Source organism: Paracidovorax konjaci (assembly GCF_900112675.1).
GTDB lineage: Bacteria > Pseudomonadota > Gammaproteobacteria > Burkholderiales > Burkholderiaceae_C > Paracidovorax > Paracidovorax konjaci.
This window is the reverse complement of record NZ_FOMQ01000012.1, coordinates 98,031-120,214: the sequence shown is the minus strand read 5'-3', so window position 1 is coordinate 120,214 and position 22,184 is coordinate 98,031. Positions and strand designations below refer to the sequence as shown.

Sequence of the window (22,184 nt, the reverse complement as noted above, 5' to 3'; positions counted from 1 at the left end):
GCCCGAAGCACCGCACCGCGCGCCGAACCCCACACCCTACCGGCCCCTTGCCCGCGCCGGCACCCAGAACCAATCCCAGAAAAGGAGACATCCATGGCAATCGCCTCGAAAACCCCCTCGCTGCCCCGCGCCCTGCACGCCATCGCCTGCGCCGCCGCGCTCTGCGCGGCCGGTACGGTGGCCGCACAGACGGCCACGCCGGCGCCCGCTCCCGCGGCCCCGGCCACCGCCGCACCGCCCTCCCCGCCTGCGGCCGCCAGCGCGGCGCCCCGGCGCGACGAGTTCTTCTGGCTCGGAGAAATCAACAAGGCGTCCGCCGTCATCAACACCGACGAAGGCCTGCTCGACAAATCCTTCGCACCGCTGGCCCATGCCGGCATCAGCAAGGTGCTGGCCGACGGCAACCGGCCCGGCGGCAAGCGCCCCGGCCTGGTGATCACCTTCGAACCCCTGTTGATCGAAGCCGCGGGCCCGCAGATCACGCTGCTGCATGCCGGCCGGTCCAGCCAGGACATGCTTTCCACCGTGCGGTCGGCCCTGCTGCGCGAAGAGATGCTCAAACTGGCCGAGGCCCTCCACAAGACCACCGCCACGATGGTCCGGCTGGCCGACAAACACCGGGCCACCGTGGTGCCGAACTACACCAACGGCGTGGCGGCCCAGCCCAACAGCTATGGGCATTACCTGCTGGGGTTGGCCAGCGGGCTGGACCGCGATGCACAGCGCATCCGCGAAGCCTACGCGCGCATCGACCGCTCGCCCATGGGGACCACGGTGCTCAACGGCACGAGCTGGCCGCTCGACCGCCAGCGCATGGCCGATTACCTGGGCTTTGCCGCCACCGTGGACAACGCCTACGACGCCGCGCAGGTGTCCGCCGTGGATCAGCCCGTCGAGGCGGGCGCCATCGTCATGGCCATCGCGCTGCACGCCGGCACCTTCATCGAAGACGTGATGACGCAGTACGCGCAGGCGCGGCCCTGGATCCTGCTGCAGGAGGGCGACGGCAACACCTACGTCTCCAGCGCCATGCCGCAAAAGCGCAATCCGGGGCTGCTCAACAGCACGCGGCGCGACGCTTCGCAGGCGCTCACGCTGGGCATGGGCGCCGCCATCCAGGCACACAACATCCCGCCCGGCATGCAGGACCCCAAGGAGACGCGCAACAACGTCGGCATGGTGCAGAGCGCCATCGTGGTGCTGAACCAGTGGGACCGTATCCTGAACGCGCTGGTCATCGATCCGCAGCGCGCGCTGGAAGAACTCAACAGCGACTGGACCGCCTCCCAGGAACTGGCGGACGTGCTGATGCGCAAGTACAAGCTGCCGTTCCGGGTAGGCCACCATTTCGCGTCCGAGGTCGTCGGCTACGCGAAGGCCAAGGACATCAAGCCGCTGGACTTCCCCTACCGGGAAGCGCGGCGCATCTACGCGGAATCGGTGCACGGATCGGAATTCCCGGCGCAATTGCCGATGAGCGAGGCCGAGTTCCGCGCCACGCTGGACCCGGTGGCCATCATCCAGCACCGCGCGACGGCAGGTGGCCCCCAGCCGGCGGAGATGGCGCGCATGCTGGCCGACGCCCGCAGCCGTCTGGACCAGCAGGCGGCCTGGACGCGCGACCGGCGCGCGCGCATCAATGGCAGCCTGGCGCGCCTGGACCAGGACTTCGAACGGCTGGCGCAGCCCCGGTAAACGCTGCCCGCTGCACGCGCGGGCGCGGGGCTGCGGCTCAGTGCGAGTGCGCCAGGCCGCTCACCAGCGTGACCACCGTCATGCCCGCGGCCAGCCACGCGATCTGGGCGAACGTCTGCAGGGCGGTCAGGCGCTTCTGCAACTGGGGGATCAGGTCGGCCAGCGCCACATAAACGAAGCTGCTGGAGGCGATGGCCAGGAAATACGGCAGCCAGTCCTGCAACTCGCCCACGAGGAAATAGCCCGTGATACCGCCCAGCGCCGTCACGGCGCCGGCCAGCGACACCTTGACGAGCGCCCCGCGGCGGTTGCCGCTGGACTGGCGCAGCACGACGAGGTCGCCCATGTGGTGGGGCACCTCGTGCGCCAGCACCGCCAGCGCGGCGATGGCGCCCAGCCGGATGTCCGCCAGGAAGGCGGAGGCGATCAGGATGCCGTCGCCGAAGCAGTGCACGCTGTCGCCGGTGAGCAGCGCCCAGCCGCCGGACGACCGGGAGCCGTGCCCGTGCCCGTGCCCGTGCCCATGGCTGTGAGCGTGGGCCGCGTCATTTCCGTGGCCGTGGCCGTGGCCATGTTCATGGTCATGGACCGGCCCCACGCCGTGCTCGTGGCCGTGGTGCCAAAGCTCGGCCTTGTCGAGCAGGAAGAAGAAGACCAGCCCGACCAGCAGCGTGGCGAACAGCTCATGCGCACCCGCCTGGCTTTCGAAGGCTTCGGGCAGAAGGTGCATGAACGCCGTGGCCAGCAGAGCGCCGGCGGCGAAGCTCAGCAGATGCTGTGGGCCGATGCCCGTGCGGCCGTCGCCCCAGCCGGCCCGCATGAGCAGCGCAGCCACCCACACGCTGCCAATGCCCGCGGCCAGGGTGGCCAGGATGACTGCTATTAAAACCATAGCTAAAAATGTCCTATTTTCGCCGACATGGAGCCAATTTCATTGTTATGGCGGCTGCATCGGCATGGCGGAAACGAAAAAAGCCCCGAAGGGCTTTGCTGCGGACGGCACGCCGGTGGAGCGCGCCATCAGCCCACGCCGTGCGTCTTGAACCACGCCAGCGCGCGCTTCCATCCATCCTCGGCGGCTTCCTCGCGGTAGCTGGGCCGGTAGTCGGCGTGGAAGGCGTGCGGCGCATCCGGGTACACGACGAACTCCGATGCCTTGGCGGCGGCGGAGCCGGTCTTGAGGGCCGCTTTCATCTTATCAACCGTGTCAAGGGGGATGCCGGTGTCTTTTTCTCCGTAGAGGCCGAGCACCGGCGCCTTCAGGATGGGCGCGATGTCCACCGGGTGCTTGGGCGTCAGGTCGCTGGCCTGGCCCACGAGGCGCCCGTACCACGCGACGCCGGCCTTGACCGGCCCGTGCGCGGCGTAGAGCCAGGTGATGCGGCCCCCCCAGCAGAAGCCCGTGATGCCCACCTTCGACAGGTCGCCGCCATGGGCGCCGGCCCACTTCACGGTCGCATCGAGGTCGGCCAGCACCTGGGCATCGGGCACCTTGGAGACGATCTCGCTCATGAGCTTGGCGACTTCGGTGTATTGCGACGGGTCGCCCTGGCGCACGTACATGTCGGGCGCGATCGCCAGGTAGCCCGCCTTCGCGAAGCGGCGGCAGGTGTCGGCGATGTATTCGTGCACGCCGAAGATCTCCTGGATCACCAGCACCACCGGCAGGCCGGTCTTGCCCGCCGGCGCGGCCCGATAGGCCGGCACCTTGAAGCCGTTCACGTCGATCTCGACCTTGCCGGCCGTGAGGCCGTCGGACGGCGTCTGGATGGCCGTCTGCGCCATGATCGGCATGGCCGCGGCGGCGTAGCCCACGCCGAAGCCCGCGCCCAGCGCCACCCGCATGGCGGTGCGGCGGCTGGCGCCGGCTTCGGTGGACTGGCCGGGCAGCAGGGCGTCGAAATCTTTCTTGAGGTCGTCATGCAGCATGGAAGGCTCCTGTGAAAGTGTCGGGTGGGTGCCGGGCGGAATCGCCCGGAGGCCGGCAGCAGTCTAGGGCCTCCCGCGCGCAGGTGGTCGGCGCAGGCCTAAAACCCGCGGACTCGGCCGTGGTCCTGTCCATTGAATTGGCTCTTTCAAGCGATAATTTCTGTATTGACAGAAATTTATGAAGCCATAGACTGCGCCCATGCAACTTACCGACACCGCCCGCCGTTTCGTCGTCCACTGGGGCGAGATGGGCACCGCCTGGGGCGTCAACCGCACTGTCGCGCAGATCCATGCGCTGCTCTTCTTCCACGGCCGCCCGCTGCATGCGGAGGAGATCTGCGACACGCTGGCCGTCGCACGCTCCAACGTGAGCAACAGCCTCAAGGAATTGCTGAACTGGAACCTCATCCGCGTGACGCATGTGCTGGGCGACCGGCGCGACTATTTCGAAACCTCCACCGACGTATGGGAGCTGTTCCGCACCGTCGTGCGCGAACGCAAGGAGCGGGAGTTCGAGCCCACCGTGCGCATGCTGCGCGAACTGGTCGCCCGCCCCGAACTGGCCGCAGAATCCCCCGACGCGCAGGACCGCGTGCGCGAGACGCTGCGGCTCATGGAGTCGCTGGGCCTGTGGACCGACGAGATGCTGCGGCTCACGCCCTCCACGCTCGAAAAGGTGCTGCGCCTCGGGGCCAGCGTCCAGAAGTTCGTGCGGGGCGACGACAGCCAGGCGCGCGCGGCCAAAGCGCCGCCATCTTCCTGAGACAACCCGACACGTAGCCGGCTCTTTTTTGACCAAGAATTTCTTTTTCTACAGAAACCCTGGAAATGCCGAGCCGCCGATCCACCCCCTTCTGACTGAACGGTTTCACAGGAGCCTGCCATGACCGCCGATGCCCCCGCCCTCTATCCGCTGACCCTCTACTACGACTCGCGCTGCGCCCTGTGCAGCACCGAGATGGGCAACCTGATGCGCCGCGACCGTGCGGGCCTGCTGAGGTTCGAGGACATCTGGGCGCCCGGGTTCGAGGGGCCGCCCCCCGGCACCACCCGGGAGGACCTGCTCACCCTGATCCACGCCCGCGCGGCGGACGGGCGGGTGCTGCGCGGCGTGGAAGTGTTCCGCCGCGCCTATGAGGCCGTGGGCCTGGGCTGGGTCACGGCCGCCACGCGGCTGCCGGTGCTGGGGCCGCTGGCGGACCGGCTCTACCCGGTGCTGGCGCGCAACCGCTACCGCCTGCCGCGCTGGCTCGTCAGCGGCCTGTTCGAGCGCGCCAGCCAGCGCGCGGCACGGCAGCGCTGCGGCCCCGACGGCCCGTGCCGCCTGTGACGCGGCAGCACGCTGTCTGCCCTGTTTGCCCCACCTTTTTGCTCCATCCACCAAGGCGATCCACCATGCAGATTCTCCTGACCGGTGCGACCGGGTTCATAGGCCGCCACCTGACCCAGCGGCTGCGCGCGGACGGACACACGGTGTTCGAGGGCGTCTCCCCCCGCCATGCACGCCCCGCCGCCGGGCAGGTGGCCATGGACTTCGCCCGCGACATCGCGGCCCGCGACTGGCTGCCGCGGCTATCAGGCATCGACGCGGTGGTGAACGCCGTGGGCGTGCTGCGCGACAGCCCCTCGCGCCCCATCGATGCGCTGCACCGTGACACTCCGAAGGCGCTGTTCGATGCCTGCGCGCAGGCCGGCGTGCGGCGCGTGGTGCAGATCTCCGCCCTGGGCGTGGACCGCAGCGAAACGCGGTACGCCCGCACCAAGCGCGCGGCCGACACCCATCTGCTGGGCCTGGCCGGCGAACCCGGTGCCACCCTGGCAGCCTGCGTGCTGCGCCCGAGCATCGTCTTCGGGCGGGGCGGCGCGAGCAGCGCGCTCTTCATGAACCTCGCGCGGCTGCCGGTGGTGGTCTTGCCCCGCCCGGTGCTGCGCGCCGGCGTGCAGCCCGTGGCGGTGCATGATCTGGCCGATGCCGTGGCCGCACTGCTGGGCCCGTCGCTGGACCGGCAGGGCACCATCGAATGCGCGGGGCCCGAGGCCGTCTCCATGGCCGGGCTGATCGCCAGCCTGCGGACGCAGTCCGGCCACGGCCCGGCGCATGTGGCCCCGCTGCCCGATCTGCTCAGCCGCTGGAGCGCACGGCTGGGCGACCAGGTGCCGGCATCGCCCTGGTGCAGCGAAAGCCTGGAACTGCTGGGCAGCGACAACACCGCCGATGCCGCGCCGCTGCAAGGCCTCATCGGGCACCCGGCGGTGCATTACCGCGATCTGGTCGCCCGCGCCTGGAGGCAGCCATGACGCCGCGCCCGGGACCGCAGGGCGGCGCCGCCGCTCTGGGCTGGCTGCGGGCGAGCCTCGTGGCCGTCTGGCTGGGCACCGCCGCGGCCAGCCTGGCGGAGTTCCACGGGCAGAGCCGCGAACTGCTGGTGGCCGCCGGTCTGGAGAACGGCGCCTGGATGCAGGCCATCATCGCGGCCGGCATCGTAGCGGACCTCGCGGTCGGCCTCTGGCTATGGTGGCGGCCGGGGCGCCCGGCCTACGCCACAGCCTTGCTGCTCATGGCGGCGATGACCGCCATCGCGACGGTCCTGCTGCCGGGCCTCTGGCTCGACCCACTCGGCCGGTTGCTCAAGAACCTCCCCATTGCCGCCATCCTGCTCGTGCTGTGGCGCTCCGAAGAAAAAAGACAGCCATGAACACCTACCTCGTCCTCAAGTGGATTCACATCCTCTCCAGCATGCTGCTGGTGGGCACCGGCTTCGGCTCGGCGTTCTATCTGTTCTTCGCCAACCGCAGCGGCAGCGTGGCGGCGCAGGCCGTGGTCGCGCGCCTCGTGGTGCGTGCCGACACCTGGTTCACCACGCCGGCCGGCATCGTGCAACCCGTGAGCGGCGTGGCGCTGGCCCACATGGCGGGCTGGCCCCTGTCCACCCCGTGGATCGCGGCATCGCTGGGGCTCTACGTGCTGGCAGGGCTGTGCTGGCTGCCGGTGCTGTGGCTGCAATGGCGCATGGCGGACATGGCACGCACCGCCGTGGCGCGCGGCACGGAGCTGCCCGCCCGGTACCGGCACCACGCGCGCTGGTGGGAAGCGTTGGGCTACCCGGCGTTTGCCGCGATGCTCGCGATCTACTACCTGATGGTCTCCAAGCCCGCGCTCTGGGGCTGAGAGGCTGAGAGGTGCGCGCCTCAGCGAATGCCGGCAGCGCAGGGCGCGTAGGCCTCGCGCGCGAGCGCATCGGCCAGCACGCGGGCCGGATTCAGCAGCGCAATGCCCACGTCGGCTTCGCCCAGGGCCAGCGGGATCTCGGTACAGCCCATGACGATCACCTGCGCGCCTGCGCCGGAGTGCAGGCTTTGCGCCACCTCGGCAAAACAGCGGCGGGCCAGCTCCAGGTCGCCGGCCTTCACGCCTTCGTAGATGCCCTGCATGAGCCGTTCGCGGCCCGCCTCGGGGGGCTCCAGGCACTCGATGCCTTCGCGCTGCAACTCGGTCCGGTAGAGACCCGCGCGGTAGGTGCCCTGCGTGGCCAGCAGGCCCACGCGCTGCACGCCCTGCAGCCGCAGCAGCGCCGCCACTTCGCGCACCGCATGCAGCACGGTGATCTGCGGAAAGCGTTCCTGCAGCAGGCCGTGCCACGCATGGGCGGTGTTGCAGGCGATGGCGACCGAGCGCGCGCCCAGCGCGGCCAGCCGACCCGTGGCCTGCAGGAGCGCATCGCCCGGCTGGTGCGCTCCGGGGCTGCGGTCTTGCAGCGCCGCGGTGCGGTCGGGCACCGGAACCTGGGCCAGCCAGTGTTCCGGATAGCCCTGGTCGTGCACGGGAAGGTGCAGCGCCTGCAGCCGCTCGGTGCACGACTGCACGAAAAGCCGCACGAAGTCCGCTCCCGCGGCCGGGCCCATGCCGCCCAGGATGCCGACCGTGTGCGGCACCGCGTGCGCTGCCCCGTCCATCGCGTGCGCTGCAGCCGCCATCACACCGCCGGCTTGTCGCTCTGCGCCGTGAGGTTGTCGCGCAGTTCCTTGGACATCGGCAGGCCGAGCGACTGGTTCTTGGGCGCGATGGGCGAGAGGAACCACTTGGTGTAGAGCTTCTCGAATTCGCCCGACTTCATCATGCCGCCGATCACGCCGTTCACGAGGGCCTGGAACTGCGGGTCGTCGCGGCGCAGCATGCAGGCATAGGGCTCGACCTGCAGCGAATCGCCCACCACGTCCCAGTCGGCCGGATTGCTCGCATTGGCCTTCAGGCCGAAGAGCAGGATGTCGTCCATGGCGAACGCCAGCGCGCGCCCGGTGTCGACCAGCAGCATGGAATCGTTGTGGTCCTTGCCCAGGACCAGGTCCATGTCGAGGTTGTTGTCGCGGTTGTATTTGCGGATCACCTGGGCATTCGTGGTGCCCGTGGTGCTGGCCACGGTCTTCTTCGCGAGGTCCGCGTAGTTCTTGACGCCCGACGACTTCTTCACCAGCAGGCGGGTGCCCGTGTAGAAGTAGTTGATGGCGAACTGCACGTCCTTGGCGCGCGCGGTGTTGTTGGTGGTGGAGCCGCACTCCAGGTCCACGGTGCCGTTGGTGATGAGCGGGATGCGGTTCTGCGAGGTCACGGCCTGCAGTTCCACCTTGATGTCCGGCTTGTTCAGCTTCTTCTTCACCGCATCGACCACCGCGTTGGAGATGTCCACCGAGAAGCCGATCGGCGCGCCCGCGCCGGCGAGGTAGCTGAAGGGCACCGACGATTCGCGGTAGGCCAGCGTGATCTTGCCGCTGTCCGCGATCTTCTTGAGGGTGTCGGCCTGCGCGGCGGCGCCGGCCAGCATGCCGCAGGCCAGCAGCACGGCGGAGCAGAGGGTGGATTTCATGGGAATTCCTTCACGGTTGGGGGGATGGCGGAACCGGCACCGGCGCAGCGCGGCGGTGCAGGCACTGTAGGAAAACAGCCTCGGCTTGAACAATTCATTCCACGGACAATGCCATGCCGAAAAGTTATGCCATGGCCGGGTCTACCTTAAGCTTTAGCAAGAGATGCGCCAACCGTCGGCGCGCCAGTCCACGCTCCTGTGGTCCATCGCGGTGCATAACCTGGCGGCATGGGCGGGGAGGCGAACGGCATTGTTCAAGCGCCGAATGCGGTCCTACAGTGCCCGCTGGCCCGGCTCCACGGGCCGGCTCTCTTGGCTTTTTGCGGATGCCCGCACACGGATCGGAATCGATATGCATGCATGTGTCTTGGGTGCCGGCATCGTGGGCCTGGCCACGGCCTACGCGCTGCAGCGGCAGGGTTGGCGCGTCACGGTCATCGATCAAGGCCCGGTGGGCGGCGGCGCGAGCGGCGGCAACGGCGCGCAGCTGAGCTACAGCTACGTGCAGCCGCTGGCCGACGCATCGGTCTGGGCGCAGCTGCCCAAGCTGCTCTTCTCGCCGGATTCGCCGCTCAAGCTGCGGCCGCAGTGGAGCATTCACCAATGGCGCTGGGGCGCGGCTTTCCTGGCGGCCTGCAATGACGGCACCTCCCGGCGCACCACCGGCGCGCTGCTCGCGCTCGCGGCCCGCAGCCGGCTGGCGTTCGATGCGCTGCTGGAACGCGAGGGCCTGGCCTGCGACTTCACGCAGACCGGCAAGCTGGTGGTGTACCGGTCCCGCGCAGCCCTGGCCGCGGCGGAGCGCCAGATGGCGCTGCAGCGCGAATGGGGTTCCGAGCAGGAATCGGTGTCCGCCGCGCGCTGCGTGGAGCTGGAACCCGCGCTCGCGCACGATGCCTCCGGCATCGCGGGCGCCATCCACACGCCGAGCGAATGCGCGGCCGACTGCCGCAAGGTGTGCGAGGGCCTGCATGCCCTGCTGGCGGCGCGCGGCGTGCAGTTCGTCCTGGGTGCGCAAGTGAGCGGCTTCTCGCGCGATGCGCACGGCGCGATCTCCGCCGTGCGCGTGCGCCGCGGCGCGGGTACCGAAGCGCTGCCCGTGGAGGCCGACCACTTCGTGCTGGCTCTGGGCAGCGACAGCGCCGCGTGGGCCGCGCGTTTGGGCGTGCGGGTGCCCGTGTATCCGCTCAAGGGCTACAGCATCACGCTGGACGCCCCGGCCGGCGCCGCATGGGCACCGCACGTGAACGTGACCGATGCAGCGCGCAAGGTGGTGTTCGCGCGCATCGGCGACCGGCTGCGCGTGGCGGGCATGGCCGAACTCGTGGGCGACGACCGGAGCATTCCGCCGGACCGCATCGCGCGCCTTCGCGCCACGGTGGCCACCGTGTTCGGGCACGAACCGGGCGACGGCGCGGACCTGCGCCCCTGGACCGGCATGCGCCCGGCCACGCCCACGGGCCTGCCCATCGTCGGGCGGCAGCCCGGCGGGCCGGCCAATCTCTGGCTGCATACGGGCCATGGCGCGCTGGGCTTCACGCTCTCGTTCGGTACGGCGGAGCAGCTCGCCGATGCCCTGGCGCAGGAACTGCGTCCACACGGCGCGCTGGCGGGCTGAAGCGTCGCGGGTCAGCCTGCCGGCGCCCGGCCCTGCAGCGTCTGCAGAACCGCGTCGCGCATGCAGCGCGTCATCGCATCGGCCAGCAGCGAGGACGGTCGGTGCGGCATGCGCAGCGCCTTCACCGGCACCGCGATGCGCGGCATCAGCTCCAGTACGTCCACCTTGCCCGGGTCTGCGGAGGCGGCCGTGCAGGCATCCACGATCGCCACGGCCAGGCCATGGTGCGCCAGCGCCAGCGCGGCATGGTAGGTCTGCACCGTGAGCGTGGACTGCAGCCCCACCTCGGCTTCGCGGCACGCATGGTTCACCATGCTGCCGAGCGGATCGTTCACGCCCAGGCGCACCACGGGCACCTGCGCCAGATCGGCCAGATGCACCGCCCCCGAACGCACCAGCGCCGCATCGATCAGCCCGTGCGGTGCAACGCAGACCATGCGCCCCTCGGCCAGCGTCTCCTGCTCCAGCGAGGGGTGGGCCAGCGCGGTGAACACGAACCCCACGTCGGCCTCCTGCAGCACCAGGGCCGAGACGATCTGCGCCGAATGCAGCGCATCGATGGTGACCTGCACATCCGGATGCAGGGCGCGGAAGGCCCGCAGCGCACGCGGCAGCACCTCGTAGCTCAACGCCAGCACGCTCAGGATGTGCAACTCGCCCTCGCGCTGCTGTCCGCGCAGGCTGCTGGCCAGGCGCTGCACCTCGTCGAGCTGCGTGAACAGCCGCTCGATGTGCGGGTACAGCGTCTGGGCCTCGCGGGTGGGCACCAGCCGGCCCTTGTGGCGGTGGAACAAGGCAAAGCCCAGTTGCAGCTCCGCATGCGCGAGGATGCGGCTCACGGCAGGCTGCGTCACGTTGATGAGGCGCGCGGCGGCGCTCACGCTGCCCGTGAGCATCACGGCGTTGAAGACTTCGATATGGCGCAGGCGCATGGAAAAAGAGCGATATTCGGAAAAGGTGCTGTCACGCCCATGCTATTGCATCGAAACGTTTCCGAAGCCGCTCCATACCGGCAATTGGAAACAAACGCCACGGCGATGGCGCCTTGCACCGCTACAGTCCCCCAGCCGGGGCGCACCGGCCGTGTCGTGCCCTGTTGCTGGCCCGACTTCGACCTGCACGCCGGCCGCCGGCATGTCGAGCGCCCTTTTCTTCACACCAAAGGCTTACCGACGAAAGTTCATGCATGGCAGAGTTGAGCGGCAGCGCATGGGTGGCGAAATTCCCCACCAGCACCCAAACCAGCGACCTCACTTCAAGCTCAACGGCGAATCGCAAAGCGTCTTCAAGTGCGGTTCCTCCTCCTTCCCAGCCTTTTCGGGCAACGGCGGGCACACCGGCTCGCGCGGATCCACGGGGCCGGAAATGCCGAACAGGTGGCCGATCTGGAGAGTCTTCCGGGCCTGGCCCTGAGCATCCCCGTGGTGGCCTTGGCGACATCCCCGCCCACCTGTTGGCCCCACGAAAAAGCCGGAGATAACGTCCCATCGGCACACCCCCTGCCGATGAACGCAGAATTCCGGACCCCCAGCAACCCCAGGATCACAGCGACTTCATTCCCCCGACGATGGCCACAGAACAACGCAACCGCAACCGCAACCGCAACCGATCCCGCACCGCGACCTTCCTCCTGCTCGCAATGTGCCTGGTCCTCTCCGCAGGCGAGGCGCCCGCGAAACCCAAGACCACGAACAAACCAAAGGCGGCTGCAAAGGCCCGGAAAGCCACCAAGCCTGCGGCCCCCGTGGCAAAGCCTGCCAGCCCGGAAACGCTCCTGTCCACCCGCATCGGCGTGGTGGACGCCAGCGCTCCCGGCGCGGCCCTCGTCGCCATGGCGTCCGCGGGCCAGCCGGCGTCCGCGGAGGGATGGCACTACCTGCCGCTGTCCCCCGCCGCCAAGGCCCCGGATTGCTGCATCCGCCCCCAGGCCGCCGTGCCAGCCCGGGACATTGCCATCCTGCGATTCGACGGCGACGACGCGCAGCTCGCGGCCGAGCACTCCGCGCAGTTCACACGCGCGCCGGACGAGGCCTTCCTGGGGCTGGCACTGCAGGGCAAGGCCACGGTGACGCGGGCCACCGAGCAGCGGCTTTTCCTGCAATGGCCGGACCGCAAGGTCTCGGTGCGCGTGGACCACTGCTTCTCCGCCGAGGGGATGCACGTGCGCATCGCCGACAGCGCAGGCCCGGGCAAATGGCAGCCGGCGGCCTACTACTACCTGCCGCTGAAGGCCGAAGTGCAGCCCGACTGCCCGCTGGAGGAATGACAGGATCGCGCGCCGGGGCACGCCGCCCTCAGCGCGGATGCAGCACGGGCCGGGTGCGCGGCACCATCACGCCGGCATCGGTCTTCACCAGCACGGGCCACGCCGTGCCGGGCAGCCAGTACACCGTCGCGGCCACGGTGCCCGGGGCCGGAATCCAGCCCTGGGGCAGGAATTCCACGCGCCAGAGGCCCTCGGCGCACGGCACGAGCACATGGCAGGTGTCCTTGCCCGCGAGCCGGCCGGCCTCGATGCCGACCTCCACCACCTCGCGGCGCCCCGAGGCCTCCGCGCGCAGCGCTGCATCGAGGTGGCGCGCCGTCTGCCGCGCCACCACGGCCAGCAGCGCTGCGATGAACGCGCCCATGCCGTAGGCGCCCTGCCCCGTGCGCAGCGCCGCGACCACGAGCGCGACGGCCCCGACCGCCAGCACGACCTGCAGCCACATCGGCATGCGCCGCTGGGCCAGGGCGTGCAGCGCGCCGAGCTGCAGGTCTCCCGGTGTGATGTCGCTCATCGGGGCGTCCCCGTGCCGCTCCTCGCGGCCGGGCTCCATCCGGGGCTCAATGGGCCTTCTCCCAGTTCGGGCCCATGCCCACTTCGGCCAGCAGCGGCACCTTCAGGTCGGCCACGCCGGCCATGAGGCGCGGGATCTCGGTGCGCAGCCAGCCGGCTTCTTCCTCGGGCAGTTCGAACACCAGTTCGTCGTGCACCTGCATGACCATCAACACGCCGGGCTTCTCGGCATCCAGCACGGCCTGCACGGCCACCATCGCCTTCTTGATGAGGTCGGCGGCCGTTCCCTGCATGGGGGCGTTGATGGCCGCGCGCTCGGCTGCGCCGCGGCGCGGACCGTTAGGGGAGTTGATCTCGGGCAGGTAGAGCCTGCGGCCGAACACCGTCTCGACATAGCCGCGCGCCTTGGCGGAAGCCTTGGTCTCGTCCATGTATTCCTTCACGCCGGGGTAGCGCTGGAAGTAGCGGTCGATGTAGGCCGCCGCGGCCTTGTTGTCGATGCCCAGGTTGCGTGCGAGGCCGAAGCTGCTCATGCCGTAGATGAGGCCGAAGTTGATGACCTTGGCGTAGCGGCGCTGCTCGCTGCTCACCTGGTCCACCGACACGCCGAACACCTCCGCCGCGGTGGCGCGGTGCACGTCCAGCCCTTCGGTGAAGGCGCGCAGCAGCGCGTCGTCATCGCTCAGGTGGGCCATGATGCGCAGCTCGATCTGGCTGTAGTCGGCGCTGGCGATCAGGCGGCCCGGCGGCGCCACGAAGGCCTCGCGCACACGTCGGCCTTCGGCGGTGCGGATGGGGATGTTCTGCAGGTTGGGGTCGTTGCTGGACAGGCGCCCCGTCACCGCCACGGCCTGCGCGTAATGCGTGTGCACGCGGCCCGTGCGCGGATCGGCGAGCTGGCCGAGCTTGTCGGTGTAGGTGCCCTTGAGCTTCGAGAGGCTGCGGTGCTCCAGGATCTTGGCGGGCAGCGGATAGTCCTCGGCCAGTTTCTCCAGCACTTCTTCGTCGGTGCTGCGCGCGCCCGTGGCGGTTTTCTTCACGGCCGGCAGGCCGAGCTTGTCGAAGAAGATCTCCCCGAGCTGCTTGGGACTGCCGAGGTTGAACGGCTGCCCGGCGATGTCGTAGGCCTCCTGCTCCAGCTTGAGGATGCGCTGGCCCAGGTCGTGGCTCTGCTGCTGCAGCGTGGCCAGGTCGATCAGCACGCCATTGCGCTCGATGCGGAACAGCGCCTCGCTGCTGGCCATCTCCAGCGCGTAGATGCCGCTCAGTTTCTCGTCGGCCTCTATGAGCGGCCACAGCACGCGGTGCACGTCGAGCGTCTGGTCGGAGTCCTCGCACGAATAGGCCGCGGCCTGGTCGACGGGCACCTGGGCGAACGGAATCTGCTTGGCGCCCTTGCCGCACAGGTCTTCGTAGCTGATGCCGCTGCGGCCCGTGTGGCGCTCGGCCAGGCTCGCGAGGTTGTGCGGCTTGTGCACTTCGAGCACGTAGCTCTGCAGCATGGTGTCGTGCACGTAGCCGCGCACGTCGATGCCGTGGTTGGCGAACACATGGCGGTCGTATTTCACGTGCTGGCCGAGCTTCGGGGCCGAGGCGTCCTCCAGCCAGGGCTTCAGGCGCTCGAGCACGGCGTCCAGCGGCAGTTGCTCGGGCGCGTCGGGGCCCGCGTGGCGCAGCGGGACGTACGCGGCCGCGCCCGGCTCCACGCTGAAGCTCAGGCCCACGATCTCGGCGCGCAGTTCATCGAGCGAGGTGGTTTCGGTGTCGAGCGCCACCAGGTCGGCGGCCTGGATGCGGCCGAGCCAGCGGTCGAAATCCTCCCAGGCCAGCACGGTTTCGTAGGCCACGTCCCGGCCCTGCGCCGCCTCGGCCACGAAGGTCGGGCCGCTGTCGGCAAACAGGTCGCCGCTCGCCCCCGGGGGCAGCGCAGCGGGGGTCGGCGCAGGCGCGCCCTCCTGCAGGGCACGCGCCAGGCCCTTGAAGCCGAACTTGGTATAAAACTCGCGCAATGCCGCCGTATCCATTGGATTCATTGCTATTGAATCCATAGCAGGCAAGCCTTCCACGTGACCGGCCATGTCGCAGTCGGTGCGGATCGTGACCAGCTCGCGCCCCTTGGGCAGCCATTCGAGCGCGCCGCGCAGGTTCTCGCCGGCCACGCCCTTGATCTCGCCCGCGCGGGCGATCAACGCGTCGAGCGAGCCGTATTCGCCCAGCCACTTGGCGGCGGTCTTGGGGCCGACCTTGGGCACGCCGGGCACGTTGTCCACCGCATCTCCGACCAGCGTCTGGTAATCGACCATCAGCGCGGGCGGCACGCCGAACTCGGCCGTGACGCCGGCGATGTCGCGGCGCTTTCCGCTCATGGTGTCGATGATGGTGATGCGCTCGTCGACCAGCTGCGACAGGTCCTTGTCGCCGCTGGAGACGATCACCTCCACGCCCTGGCGCGACGCGCAGGCCGCGAGCGTGCCGATGACGTCGTCGGCCTCCACGCCGGGCACGCAGACCACGGGCCAGCCCAGCAGGCGCACCACCTCGTGGATGGGCTCGATCTGCGTGCGCAGGTCGTCGGGCATGGGCGCGCGGTGCGCCTTGTATTCCGGGTAGAGCGTGTCGCGGAAGGTGGGGCCGCTCGCATCGAACACGCAGGCGGCGTAGTCGGCGGGGTATTCCCTCTGCAGCGCCTGCAGCATGTTGATCATGCCGCGGATGGCTCCCGTGGCGGGGCTTTCCGGGTCGCCGGGAACGGCCCGCAGGTCGGGCATGGCGTGGAAGGCGCGGTAGAGGTAGCTGGAGCCGTCCACCAGCACCAGGGTCTTGGGTTTGCTCATGGCCCGGGATTGTGCCCGCCGCCGGGGGCCGGCGCCCGCCCGCGCCTACAATCCGCCCCATGCGCGCCGCCCACACCCTCCTCCTGCTGGCACTGGCTTCCAGCCCCACCTTCGCCCAGACTCCCGCCCCCGCTCCGCAGGCCGCGCCCGCCGCGGGCGAGCAGGCCCCTGCCGCGGATGCCCAACCGGGCCGCGGCAACCAGCGCGTCGAGCGCATCCGCATCGAGGACGAAGGCAGCCGGGTGGACGAATTGCGTGTCGGCGGGCAGACGCAGAGCATCACGGTGCAGCCCAAGACCGGCGAGATGCCCGAATACGAAGTGCAGCCCGCGGACGGCGTGCGCGCCCGCCCCGGCAGCCGCAACGGCGCGGAAACCATCACCGCCCCCCGCGTCTGGAACGTGATGAAGTTCTGAACCGGGTCCGGCCTCTCCCGGGTCGCACCGCACCGCCGGTACCCCGCCGGGATGATGCCGGCCCCGCCTCCTTTCCTCTCTCCCCGACCGTTTCCGTCGCCCAGCAATGGCCGTTTTCACTGAAGTCTCCAAGAAAGAGGCGCGCGATCTGCTGCGCCGTTTGCAGCTGGGTACGCTCGTGTCGCTGCGCGGCATCGAGGGCGGGATCGAGAACACCAACTATTTCCTCACCAGCGACCAGGGCGAATACGTGCTCACGCTGTTCGAGCGCCTCACCGCCGAGCAGTTGCCGTTCTACTTGCACCTGATGAAGCACCTGGCGCACGCGGGCATCCCCGTGCCCGACCCGCGCGGCGACCGCCATGGCGACATCCTGCACACGGTGGCCGGCAAGCCCGCTGCCGTGGTGAGCAAGCTGCAGGGCAGGAGCCAGCTCGCGCCCGAGGCGGTGCACTGCGCTGCCGTGGGCGACATGCTCGCGCGCATGCACCTGGCTGGCCGCGATTACGAGCGGCAGCAGCCCAACCTGCGCGGCCTGGCCTGGTGGAACGAGACCGTGCCGGTGGTTTTGCCCCACATCGGCGAAGCCCAGCGCACGCTGCTGCGCTCCGAGCTGGCCTACCAGAACCATGTGGCGGCGTCCGCCGGCTACGGCGCGCTGCCGCGCGGCCCGGTGCATGCCGACCTGTTCCGCGATAACGCGATGTTCGACGGCGAGACACTGACAGGCTTCTTCGACTTCTACTTCGCGGGCGTGGACACCTGGCTGTTCGACCTGTCGGTGTGCCTGAACGACTGGTGCATCGACTGGGCCACCGGCACCCACGCGCCGCTGCGCGCGGCCGCCATGCTGGACGCCTACCAGGCGGTGAGGCCCCTCACCGCCCAGGAGCGCGCGCTGCTGCCGGCCATGCTGCGTGCCGGTGCGCTGCGTTTCTGGATCTCGCGGCTCTGGGATTTCCACCTGCCGCGCGAGGCCAGCCTGCTCACGCCGCACGACCCCACCCATTTCGAGCGCGTGTTGCGCGGCCGCGTGGCCGAGCCGCTGCACGTGGGTGCGGCCGGCGGCTTCGCGCACTGAACCGGACCTGGCCGCCCGCCCGCCGCTGTGGCTGCGCCGCCACCATGAACCCCGCCTGCCCGCCGGAAATCGCGCGCCCGCACCGCCCTGGCCTGCCATCGGCGCGACAATGCCTGCGGCCTTGCGATCGGGGCATGCCGCTTGCCCGCTGCATGCCGACGCGATCGCTCCCTCTGCGAACCGCCCTGCTCCCGCCCCCCGGGCGAACCACGCACACTGCACCGCCATGAAACTGCACATCGTCCCCGCCCGCGCCGGCCTGGAATGGGTCCGCCTCGGCATCCGCGTGTTCTGGCGCCAGCCCATGGCGCTGGCTGCGCTCTTCTTCCTGACCATGGCGGCCATGTCCATCGCCACGCTGCTGCCCCTCGTCGGCCCGGCCGTGGCGCTGGCGCTGCTGCCGGCGGCCACGCTGGCCATGATGGTGGCCGCGGGCGATGCCACGCAGGGGCGCTTTCCCACGCCCGCGCTGCTGCTGGTCGCTTTCCGCACCGGCCGCCAGCGGCTCAATGCCATGCTGGTGCTGGGCGCGCTCTATGCGCTCGGTTTCCTGGCGGTGATGGGCATCTCGTCCCTCATGGACGGCGGGCAGTTCGCCCGGGTGTACCTGGGCGGCGAAGAGCTCACGCGCGAAGTGGCCGAGCTGCCGCAGTTCCAGGCGGCGATGTGGCTCTCGCTGGCGCTCTACCTGCCGCTGTCGCTGCTGTTCTGGCATGCGCCGGGCCTCGTGCACTGGCACGGCGTGCCGCCGCTGAAGGCGCTGTTCTTCAGCATCGTCGCCTGCCTGCGCAACTTCGGCGCCTTCGCCGTGTATGGCCTGGCCTGGACGGGCGTGTTCCTGGGCGCGGGCATCGCGGCCAGCGTGGCGGTGACGCTGCTGGCCTTCATGGGGCTGGGCGCCGCCTTCGCGGCGGGCATCATGGTGGGCACCGCCATGCTGCTGGCAGCCATGTTCTTCACCTCCGTGGTGTTCTCGTTCCGCGACTGCTTCGAGCCGCCCGAGCGCATGCCCACCCTGGAAGACAGCCACAGCGCGGCCTGAAGCGCCCCCGGCCGCCCGCGCTGCCCGGCCCCGCTGGCCGGCCCGCAGCGCAAGCGGCCGCCCCCGGTGCCGCTGCGCACCGTGCGGGCACCGTCACCGGACCGTCACGCAACGGTCAAATGCGTGTCATGGCGGATTCCTAGCATCCCGGACCGGAGGCAGGCCCGGGATTCCCGGCCGGCCCGATCGAAGAGGCCCGCGCCCGCCCGCATCCGCGGACCGGCAGCGGCCACACCGCAGACCGACCCATCCGGAATCCACGATGTCCCACACCCCGATGCCCTCCCGCCGCAAGGCCCTGCAATTCCTGGCCGGCGTGCCGCTGCTGCCCCTGGGCGCCAGCGCATCCGCCGCGTCCCTGCTGGCTGCCTGCGGCGGCGGCAGCGATGCGCCGAGCTTCGTCTCGGCCAGCTTCAGCCCGATGGCCGCGCCCTCGCTCGCCAACCCCGCGGCGATGGCCACCACCACCGTGGGCTCCACGCTGAACGTGAAGTTCAGCAACGACTCCGTGCAGAGCTACCAGCTCGCCTACCAGCCCTTCTTCATCACCGGCGACCGCGTGTCCAACGGCAACGGCGGCACCATCCTGGCCGGCGGCTACGTGGACATCAACAACCAGCCCATCACCGACACGACCGTGGCCGGCAAGGAGCGCCAGTTCTTCTCCGACTCGCCCGACGGCACGTCGCTGCTCACCGTGGCCAATGCCAAGGTGGACGGCGTCAAGGGCAACCCGGTGTTCGCCGTCGTGCAGTTCGAATACACCACCTGGGCCCAGGACGGCAAGACCGACATGTACGGCAAGCTGCCCTCGCCCATCGCCGTGCTCTCGCTCGACCAGGACCCCGCCACGGGCAAGCTGTCGCTCGTGAAGTACCACAACGTGGACACCTCCAAGGTGCACGGCCTGTGGATCACCTGCGGTGCGAGCCTCTCGCCCTGGGGCACCCACCTGTCCAGCGAAGAGTACGAGCCCGATGCCTTCACCGCCGCATCGAACGCACAGTTCAAGGCCTACAGCAAGAACCTCTACGGCAGCGAGACGGCGGCCAACCCCTACCACTACGGCCACATGCCCGAAGTGACGGTGAACCCCGACGGCACCGCCTCCATCAAGAAGCATTTCTGCATGGGCCGCATCTCGCACGAACTGGTGCAGGTGATGCCCGACCAGCGCACCGCGCTCATGGGCGACGACGCCACCAACAGCGGCTACTTCGTCTTCGTGGCCGACAAGGAGAAGGACCTGTCCTCCGGCACGCTGTACGCCGCCAAGGTGGGCTCGGGCTTCTCGATCGACCCGGCCGCCAACTCCGCCGCGGCGCTCACCTGGATCAAGCTCGGCTCGGCCACCAGCGCCGAGATCGAGAAGCTCGCCAACACGCTCAAGCCCACCGACATCATGACCGTGGCCAGCGCCGACCCCAAGGACGCGGCGTACACGAAGATCGTCGCCAACGGCAAGACCGAGTGGATCAAGATCAACGCCGGCATGGAAAAGGCCGCCGCATTCCTGGAGACGCACCGCTACGCCGCCTTCGTCGGCGCCAGCATGGGCTTCACCAAGATGGAAGGCACCACGGTCAACGCCCGCGACAAGATCGCCTACTCGGCGCTGCAGAACGTGCAGACCTCGATGGTGGCCGGCAATGCCGCCAACGTGCCGGGCAACGGCATCTCGGTGCCCAAGCAACTCGTCGCCGGCGTGGTGATGGCGCTCAACCTGCGCGGCGGCCTGAAGGACACCCAGGGCGGCACCATCAACAGCGACTGGATGCCCGTGGACACCAAGGCCCTGCTGGCCGGCGAGGACATCGCCTCGGACGCGCTGGGCAACACCGCCAACCCCAACAACATCGCCAACCCGGACAACCTGAAGTTCTCCGAGAAGCTGCGCACGCTGTTCATCGGCGAGGACAGCAGCCAGCACGTGAACAACTTCCTGTGGGCCTACAACGTCGACACCAAGCAGCTCTCGCGCGTGATGTCGGTGCCCGCCGGCGGCGAATCCACGGGCCTGCACGCGGTGGACGAGATCAACGGCTTCACCTACATCATGAGCAACTTCCAGCACGTGGGCGACTGGGGCAGCATCCACTCCAAGGTGAAGGACACGCTCGACCCGCTGGTGCGCGCCAACTACAAGGACAAGTTCGGCTCCGCCGTGGGCTATCTGACGGGCACGCCCCAGCAGATGAAGCTGCACGCCTGACACGGCAGGGCACGCCGCGCAGGGCCCCGCCAGGGGACTTTCGCGGCGGTGGCCGGATCATCCAGCGAGGCTTCATGCCTCGCTTTTTTATTGGGCCGGCGCAGCGGGCCCGCGGCAGGCCAGCAGGTATGGCAAAAATCCCTTCCATGCCGTTGTCCCTGCTGAATAATTTGCTATTTTTTCGATAGCAATAGAGCCAGAGCAGGCCCGTATTCCGAACGGGACCGGGGACGGCAGGCAGCCCCGGAACGGCCTGAGCGGAGATGATAATTAATCTCATTCTTATAATGCCTCGGCTCGTCGCGTCGCGCGGCGGTGCGGACCGGGAGGGGTCTGCTCCGCGCGGGACGCCGGGCGCGCCGGGGCACGCCATGCGCCCCGGACCTTCTGCACCGTCCGCCACGGCGCGCACCGCGCCGCCCCGGCCGCACGGATGGTGCGGGGAACCCGTTTCCCGCGCCGCTCTGTCCCCATTCATTTCAGGAGATGCCATGACCACCGCCTCGTTCAAGACCACCGTTCTCGCCGGATTGCTGGCCGCCGCCGCACTCGGCACCACGGGGGTGGTCCAGGCACAGGCTCCGCAGGGCGCGGGCGCATCCGCCGCCGCGCCCGCCTCCAGCGCCGCCGCGACGCCGGCCGCCGTGGCGGCGCAGTACGCCGTGCTGGCGCATGCGAACTACGAGGACACGCTGACCGCCGCGCGCACCATGCAGGCGGCCATCAAGGCCTTCACGGCCAAGCCGTCGGCCGAGGCGCTGGCCGAAGCCCGCAAGACCTGGCTGGCCGCGCGCGAGTTCTACGGCCAGACCGAGGCCTTCCGCTTCTACGGCGGCCCCATCGACGACGAGAAGGGCCCCGAAGGGCAGATCAACGCCTGGCCCATGGACGAGTCGTACGTCGACAGCGTGGAGGGCAAGCCCGATGCCGGCCTGGTCAACAACCGCAAGTTCGCCATCACCAAGAAGAACCTGGCTGCCCAGAACGAGCGTGGCGGCGAAGAGAACATCGCCACCGGCTGGCACGCCATCGAATTCTTCCTGTGGGGCCAGGACCTCTCCGAGACCGGCCCGGGCGACCGCAACTTCGAGGATTTCGTGGACGGCAAGGCGAAGAACGCCGACCGCCGCCGCCAGTACCTGAACGTGGTCACCGACCTGCTCATCGACGACCTGAGCTTCCTCGTGAAGGCCTGGGCGCCGAAATCGGCCAACAACTACCGCGCGAAGTTCGTGCGCGGCGGCACGGAATCGGTGCGCAAGATGCTGGTCGGCCTGGGCTCGCTTTCGCGCGGCGAACTCGCGGGCGAGCGGCTCGAGGTGGCGCTCAACAGCCAGGACCAGGAAGACGAGCACTCCTGCTTCTCCGACAACACCCACCGCGATGCGGTGACGAACGCGCAGGGCATCCAGAACGTCTGGCTCGGCGAGTACAAGCGCGCCGACGGCAGCACCGTCAAGGGGGCTTCGCTGCGCGACCTGGTCGCCGCCAAGGACGCCGCGCTGGCCGAGCGCACCACGCAGCAGATCGCCGCCTCCGTGAAGGCGGCCGAAGGCATCCAGGCGCCATTCGACCGCGAGATCATCGGCGGCAAGGATGCCCCGGGCCGCCAGCGCATCCAGAAGACCATCGACAGCCTCACGCAGCAGAGCAAGGATCTGGTGGAGGCCGCCAACGCCATCGGCATCACCAAGCTGACCCTCGTGCAACCGTGAA

General features: G+C 69.5%; 20 protein-coding genes. 13 read left to right on the top strand and 7 right to left on the bottom strand.

Annotated elements, in window-relative coordinates; genetic code table 11:
* The first annotated feature begins 93 nt into the window (after positions 1-93).
* A complete protein-coding gene (locus BM144_RS17215; RefSeq protein ID WP_092954956.1) occupies positions 94-1,695 on the top strand; it encodes a lyase family protein in 1,602 nt (533 codons plus the stop codon).
* Positions 1,696-1,732: 37 nt separating this feature from the next.
* Here BM144_RS17215 and BM144_RS17210 read toward each other — a convergent pair whose 3' ends face one another.
* Positions 1,733-2,587 carry a ZIP family metal transporter gene (locus BM144_RS17210; protein ID WP_092954953.1) on the bottom strand — a complete coding sequence of 285 codons (855 nt, stop codon included), beginning with the start codon at positions 2,585-2,587 and terminating at the stop codon, positions 1,733-1,735.
* 128 nt (positions 2,588-2,715) lie between these two features.
* Positions 2,716-3,624: a dienelactone hydrolase family protein gene (locus tag BM144_RS17205; RefSeq protein WP_092954950.1), complete on the bottom strand. Its 909-nt coding sequence runs from the start codon at positions 3,622-3,624 to the stop codon at positions 2,716-2,718.
* A gap of 199 nt (positions 3,625-3,823) precedes the next feature.
* On the opposite strand from BM144_RS17205, the gene BM144_RS17200 reads away from it, so the two are divergent.
* The 5 genes from BM144_RS17200 to BM144_RS17180 all read left to right on the top strand — a co-directional run bounded on the left by BM144_RS17200 (position 3,824) and on the right by BM144_RS17180 (position 6,793).
* Positions 3,824-4,387, top strand: a complete 564-nt coding sequence (locus BM144_RS17200) for a GbsR/MarR family transcriptional regulator (RefSeq protein WP_092954947.1) — start codon at positions 3,824-3,826, stop codon at positions 4,385-4,387.
* Positions 4,388-4,507: 120 nt separating this feature from the next.
* A complete protein-coding gene (locus BM144_RS17195; RefSeq protein WP_092954944.1) occupies positions 4,508-4,954 on the top strand; it encodes a thiol-disulfide oxidoreductase DCC family protein in 447 nt (148 codons plus the stop codon).
* Between the two features lie 65 nt (positions 4,955-5,019).
* On the top strand, positions 5,020-5,922 hold the full coding sequence (locus BM144_RS17190) for an NAD-dependent epimerase/dehydratase family protein (protein ID WP_092954941.1): 903 nt from the start codon (positions 5,020-5,022) through the stop codon (positions 5,920-5,922).
* On the top strand, positions 5,919-6,320 hold the full coding sequence (locus tag BM144_RS17185; RefSeq protein WP_092954938.1) for a DoxX-like family protein: 402 nt from the start codon (positions 5,919-5,921) through the stop codon (positions 6,318-6,320). Before BM144_RS17190 ends, BM144_RS17185 begins: the two co-directional genes overlap by 4 nt.
* Positions 6,317-6,793, top strand: a complete 477-nt coding sequence (locus BM144_RS17180; RefSeq protein WP_092954935.1) for a DUF2269 family protein — start codon at positions 6,317-6,319, stop codon at positions 6,791-6,793. The genes BM144_RS17185 and BM144_RS17180 overlap by 4 nt, the downstream gene beginning before the upstream one ends.
* 20 nt (positions 6,794-6,813) lie before the next feature.
* Here the strand turns inward: BM144_RS17180 and BM144_RS17175 are convergent, their stop codons facing one another.
* Positions 6,814-7,599 (bottom strand): aspartate/glutamate racemase family protein, encoded by a 786-nt coding sequence (locus BM144_RS17175; RefSeq protein WP_245783703.1) that lies wholly within the window; start codon positions 7,597-7,599, stop codon positions 6,814-6,816.
* Positions 7,599-8,486 (bottom strand): amino acid ABC transporter substrate-binding protein, encoded by an 888-nt coding sequence (locus tag BM144_RS17170; RefSeq protein ID WP_092954929.1) that lies wholly within the window; start codon positions 8,484-8,486, stop codon positions 7,599-7,601. The genes BM144_RS17175 and BM144_RS17170 overlap by 1 nt, the downstream gene beginning before the upstream one ends.
* Before the next feature lie 352 nt (positions 8,487-8,838).
* On the opposite strand from BM144_RS17170, the gene BM144_RS17165 reads away from it, so the two are divergent.
* A complete protein-coding gene (locus BM144_RS17165) occupies positions 8,839-10,104 on the top strand; it encodes a D-amino acid dehydrogenase (protein WP_175526055.1) in 1,266 nt (421 codons plus the stop codon).
* Between the two features lie 11 nt (positions 10,105-10,115).
* Here BM144_RS17165 and BM144_RS17160 read toward each other — a convergent pair whose 3' ends face one another.
* Positions 10,116-11,036: a LysR substrate-binding domain-containing protein gene (locus BM144_RS17160; RefSeq protein ID WP_092954926.1), complete on the bottom strand. Its 921-nt coding sequence runs from the start codon at positions 11,034-11,036 to the stop codon at positions 10,116-10,118.
* Positions 11,037-11,671: 635 nt separating this feature from the next.
* Here BM144_RS17160 and BM144_RS17155 point away from each other — a divergent pair.
* A complete protein-coding gene (locus tag BM144_RS17155; RefSeq protein WP_092954923.1) occupies positions 11,672-12,370 on the top strand; it encodes a hypothetical protein in 699 nt (232 codons plus the stop codon).
* Between the two features lie 28 nt (positions 12,371-12,398).
* Here the strand turns inward: BM144_RS17155 and BM144_RS17150 are convergent, their stop codons facing one another.
* Both BM144_RS17150 and polA read right to left on the bottom strand, forming a co-directional pair.
* Complete coding sequence (locus BM144_RS17150) at positions 12,399-12,884, bottom strand: hypothetical protein (protein WP_139225750.1); 486 nt, start codon at positions 12,882-12,884, stop codon at positions 12,399-12,401.
* A gap of 46 nt (positions 12,885-12,930) precedes the next feature.
* On the bottom strand, positions 12,931-15,717 hold the full coding sequence (gene polA, locus BM144_RS17145; RefSeq protein WP_092954917.1) for a DNA polymerase I: 2,787 nt from the start codon (positions 15,715-15,717) through the stop codon (positions 12,931-12,933).
* Between the two features lie 59 nt (positions 15,718-15,776).
* Here polA and BM144_RS17140 point away from each other — a divergent pair, with 59 nt between their 5' ends.
* The 5 genes from BM144_RS17140 to BM144_RS17120 all read left to right on the top strand — a co-directional run bounded on the left by BM144_RS17140 (position 15,777) and on the right by BM144_RS17120 (position 22,183).
* On the top strand, positions 15,777-16,133 hold the full coding sequence (locus BM144_RS17140) for a hypothetical protein (RefSeq protein WP_092954914.1): 357 nt from the start codon (positions 15,777-15,779) through the stop codon (positions 16,131-16,133).
* Between the two features lie 106 nt (positions 16,134-16,239).
* On the top strand, positions 16,240-17,214 hold the full coding sequence (locus tag BM144_RS17135) for a homoserine kinase (RefSeq protein ID WP_092954911.1): 975 nt from the start codon (positions 16,240-16,242) through the stop codon (positions 17,212-17,214).
* A gap of 226 nt (positions 17,215-17,440) precedes the next feature.
* Complete coding sequence (locus BM144_RS17130) at positions 17,441-18,256, top strand: BPSS1780 family membrane protein (RefSeq protein ID WP_092954908.1); 816 nt, start codon at positions 17,441-17,443, stop codon at positions 18,254-18,256.
* A 262-nt stretch (positions 18,257-18,518) separates the two neighbouring features.
* Positions 18,519-20,468 (top strand): PhoX family protein, encoded by a 1,950-nt coding sequence (locus BM144_RS17125; protein ID WP_092954905.1) that lies wholly within the window; start codon positions 18,519-18,521, stop codon positions 20,466-20,468.
* A 491-nt stretch (positions 20,469-20,959) separates the two neighbouring features.
* On the top strand, positions 20,960-22,183 hold the full coding sequence (locus tag BM144_RS17120; protein WP_092954902.1) for an imelysin family protein: 1,224 nt from the start codon (positions 20,960-20,962) through the stop codon (positions 22,181-22,183).
* The last annotated feature ends 1 nt before the right edge of the window (position 22,184 follow it).

Excerpts from the sequence above, each read along its gene's own strand:
- BM144_RS17175 (WP_245783703.1), bottom strand. The coding sequence starts at position 7,599 with ATGGCGGCTGCAGCGCACGCGATGGACGGGGCAGCGCACGCGGTGCCG.
- BM144_RS17150 (WP_139225750.1), bottom strand. The coding sequence starts at position 12,884 with ATGAGCGACATCACACCGGGAGACCTGCAGCTCGGCGCGCTGCACGCC.
- BM144_RS17120 (WP_092954902.1), top strand. The coding sequence starts at position 20,960 with ATGACCACCGCCTCGTTCAAGACCACCGTTCTCGCCGGATTGCTGGCC.
- BM144_RS17170 (WP_092954929.1), bottom strand. The coding sequence starts at position 8,486 with ATGAAATCCACCCTCTGCTCCGCCGTGCTGCTGGCCTGCGGCATGCTG.
- BM144_RS17160 (WP_092954926.1), bottom strand. The coding sequence starts at position 11,036 with ATGCGCCTGCGCCATATCGAAGTCTTCAACGCCGTGATGCTCACGGGC.
- BM144_RS17125 (WP_092954905.1), top strand. The coding sequence starts at position 18,519 with ATGTCCCACACCCCGATGCCCTCCCGCCGCAAGGCCCTGCAATTCCTG.
- BM144_RS17140 (WP_092954914.1), top strand. The coding sequence starts at position 15,777 with ATGCGCGCCGCCCACACCCTCCTCCTGCTGGCACTGGCTTCCAGCCCC.
- BM144_RS17210 (WP_092954953.1), bottom strand. The coding sequence starts at position 2,587 with ATGGTTTTAATAGCAGTCATCCTGGCCACCCTGGCCGCGGGCATTGGC.
- BM144_RS17190 (WP_092954941.1), top strand. The coding sequence starts at position 5,020 with ATGCAGATTCTCCTGACCGGTGCGACCGGGTTCATAGGCCGCCACCTG.
- BM144_RS17185 (WP_092954938.1), top strand. The coding sequence starts at position 5,919 with ATGACGCCGCGCCCGGGACCGCAGGGCGGCGCCGCCGCTCTGGGCTGG.
- polA (WP_092954917.1), bottom strand. The coding sequence starts at position 15,717 with ATGAGCAAACCCAAGACCCTGGTGCTGGTGGACGGCTCCAGCTACCTC.
- BM144_RS17180 (WP_092954935.1), top strand. The coding sequence starts at position 6,317 with ATGAACACCTACCTCGTCCTCAAGTGGATTCACATCCTCTCCAGCATG.
- BM144_RS17155 (WP_092954923.1), top strand. The coding sequence starts at position 11,672 with ATGGCCACAGAACAACGCAACCGCAACCGCAACCGCAACCGATCCCGC.
- BM144_RS17130 (WP_092954908.1), top strand. The coding sequence starts at position 17,441 with ATGAAACTGCACATCGTCCCCGCCCGCGCCGGCCTGGAATGGGTCCGC.
- BM144_RS17195 (WP_092954944.1), top strand. The coding sequence starts at position 4,508 with ATGACCGCCGATGCCCCCGCCCTCTATCCGCTGACCCTCTACTACGAC.
- BM144_RS17165 (WP_175526055.1), top strand. The coding sequence starts at position 8,839 with ATGCATGCATGTGTCTTGGGTGCCGGCATCGTGGGCCTGGCCACGGCC.
- BM144_RS17205 (WP_092954950.1), bottom strand. The coding sequence starts at position 3,624 with ATGCTGCATGACGACCTCAAGAAAGATTTCGACGCCCTGCTGCCCGGC.
- BM144_RS17200 (WP_092954947.1), top strand. The coding sequence starts at position 3,824 with ATGCAACTTACCGACACCGCCCGCCGTTTCGTCGTCCACTGGGGCGAG.
- BM144_RS17215 (WP_092954956.1), top strand. The coding sequence starts at position 94 with ATGGCAATCGCCTCGAAAACCCCCTCGCTGCCCCGCGCCCTGCACGCC.
- BM144_RS17135 (WP_092954911.1), top strand. The coding sequence starts at position 16,240 with ATGGCCGTTTTCACTGAAGTCTCCAAGAAAGAGGCGCGCGATCTGCTG.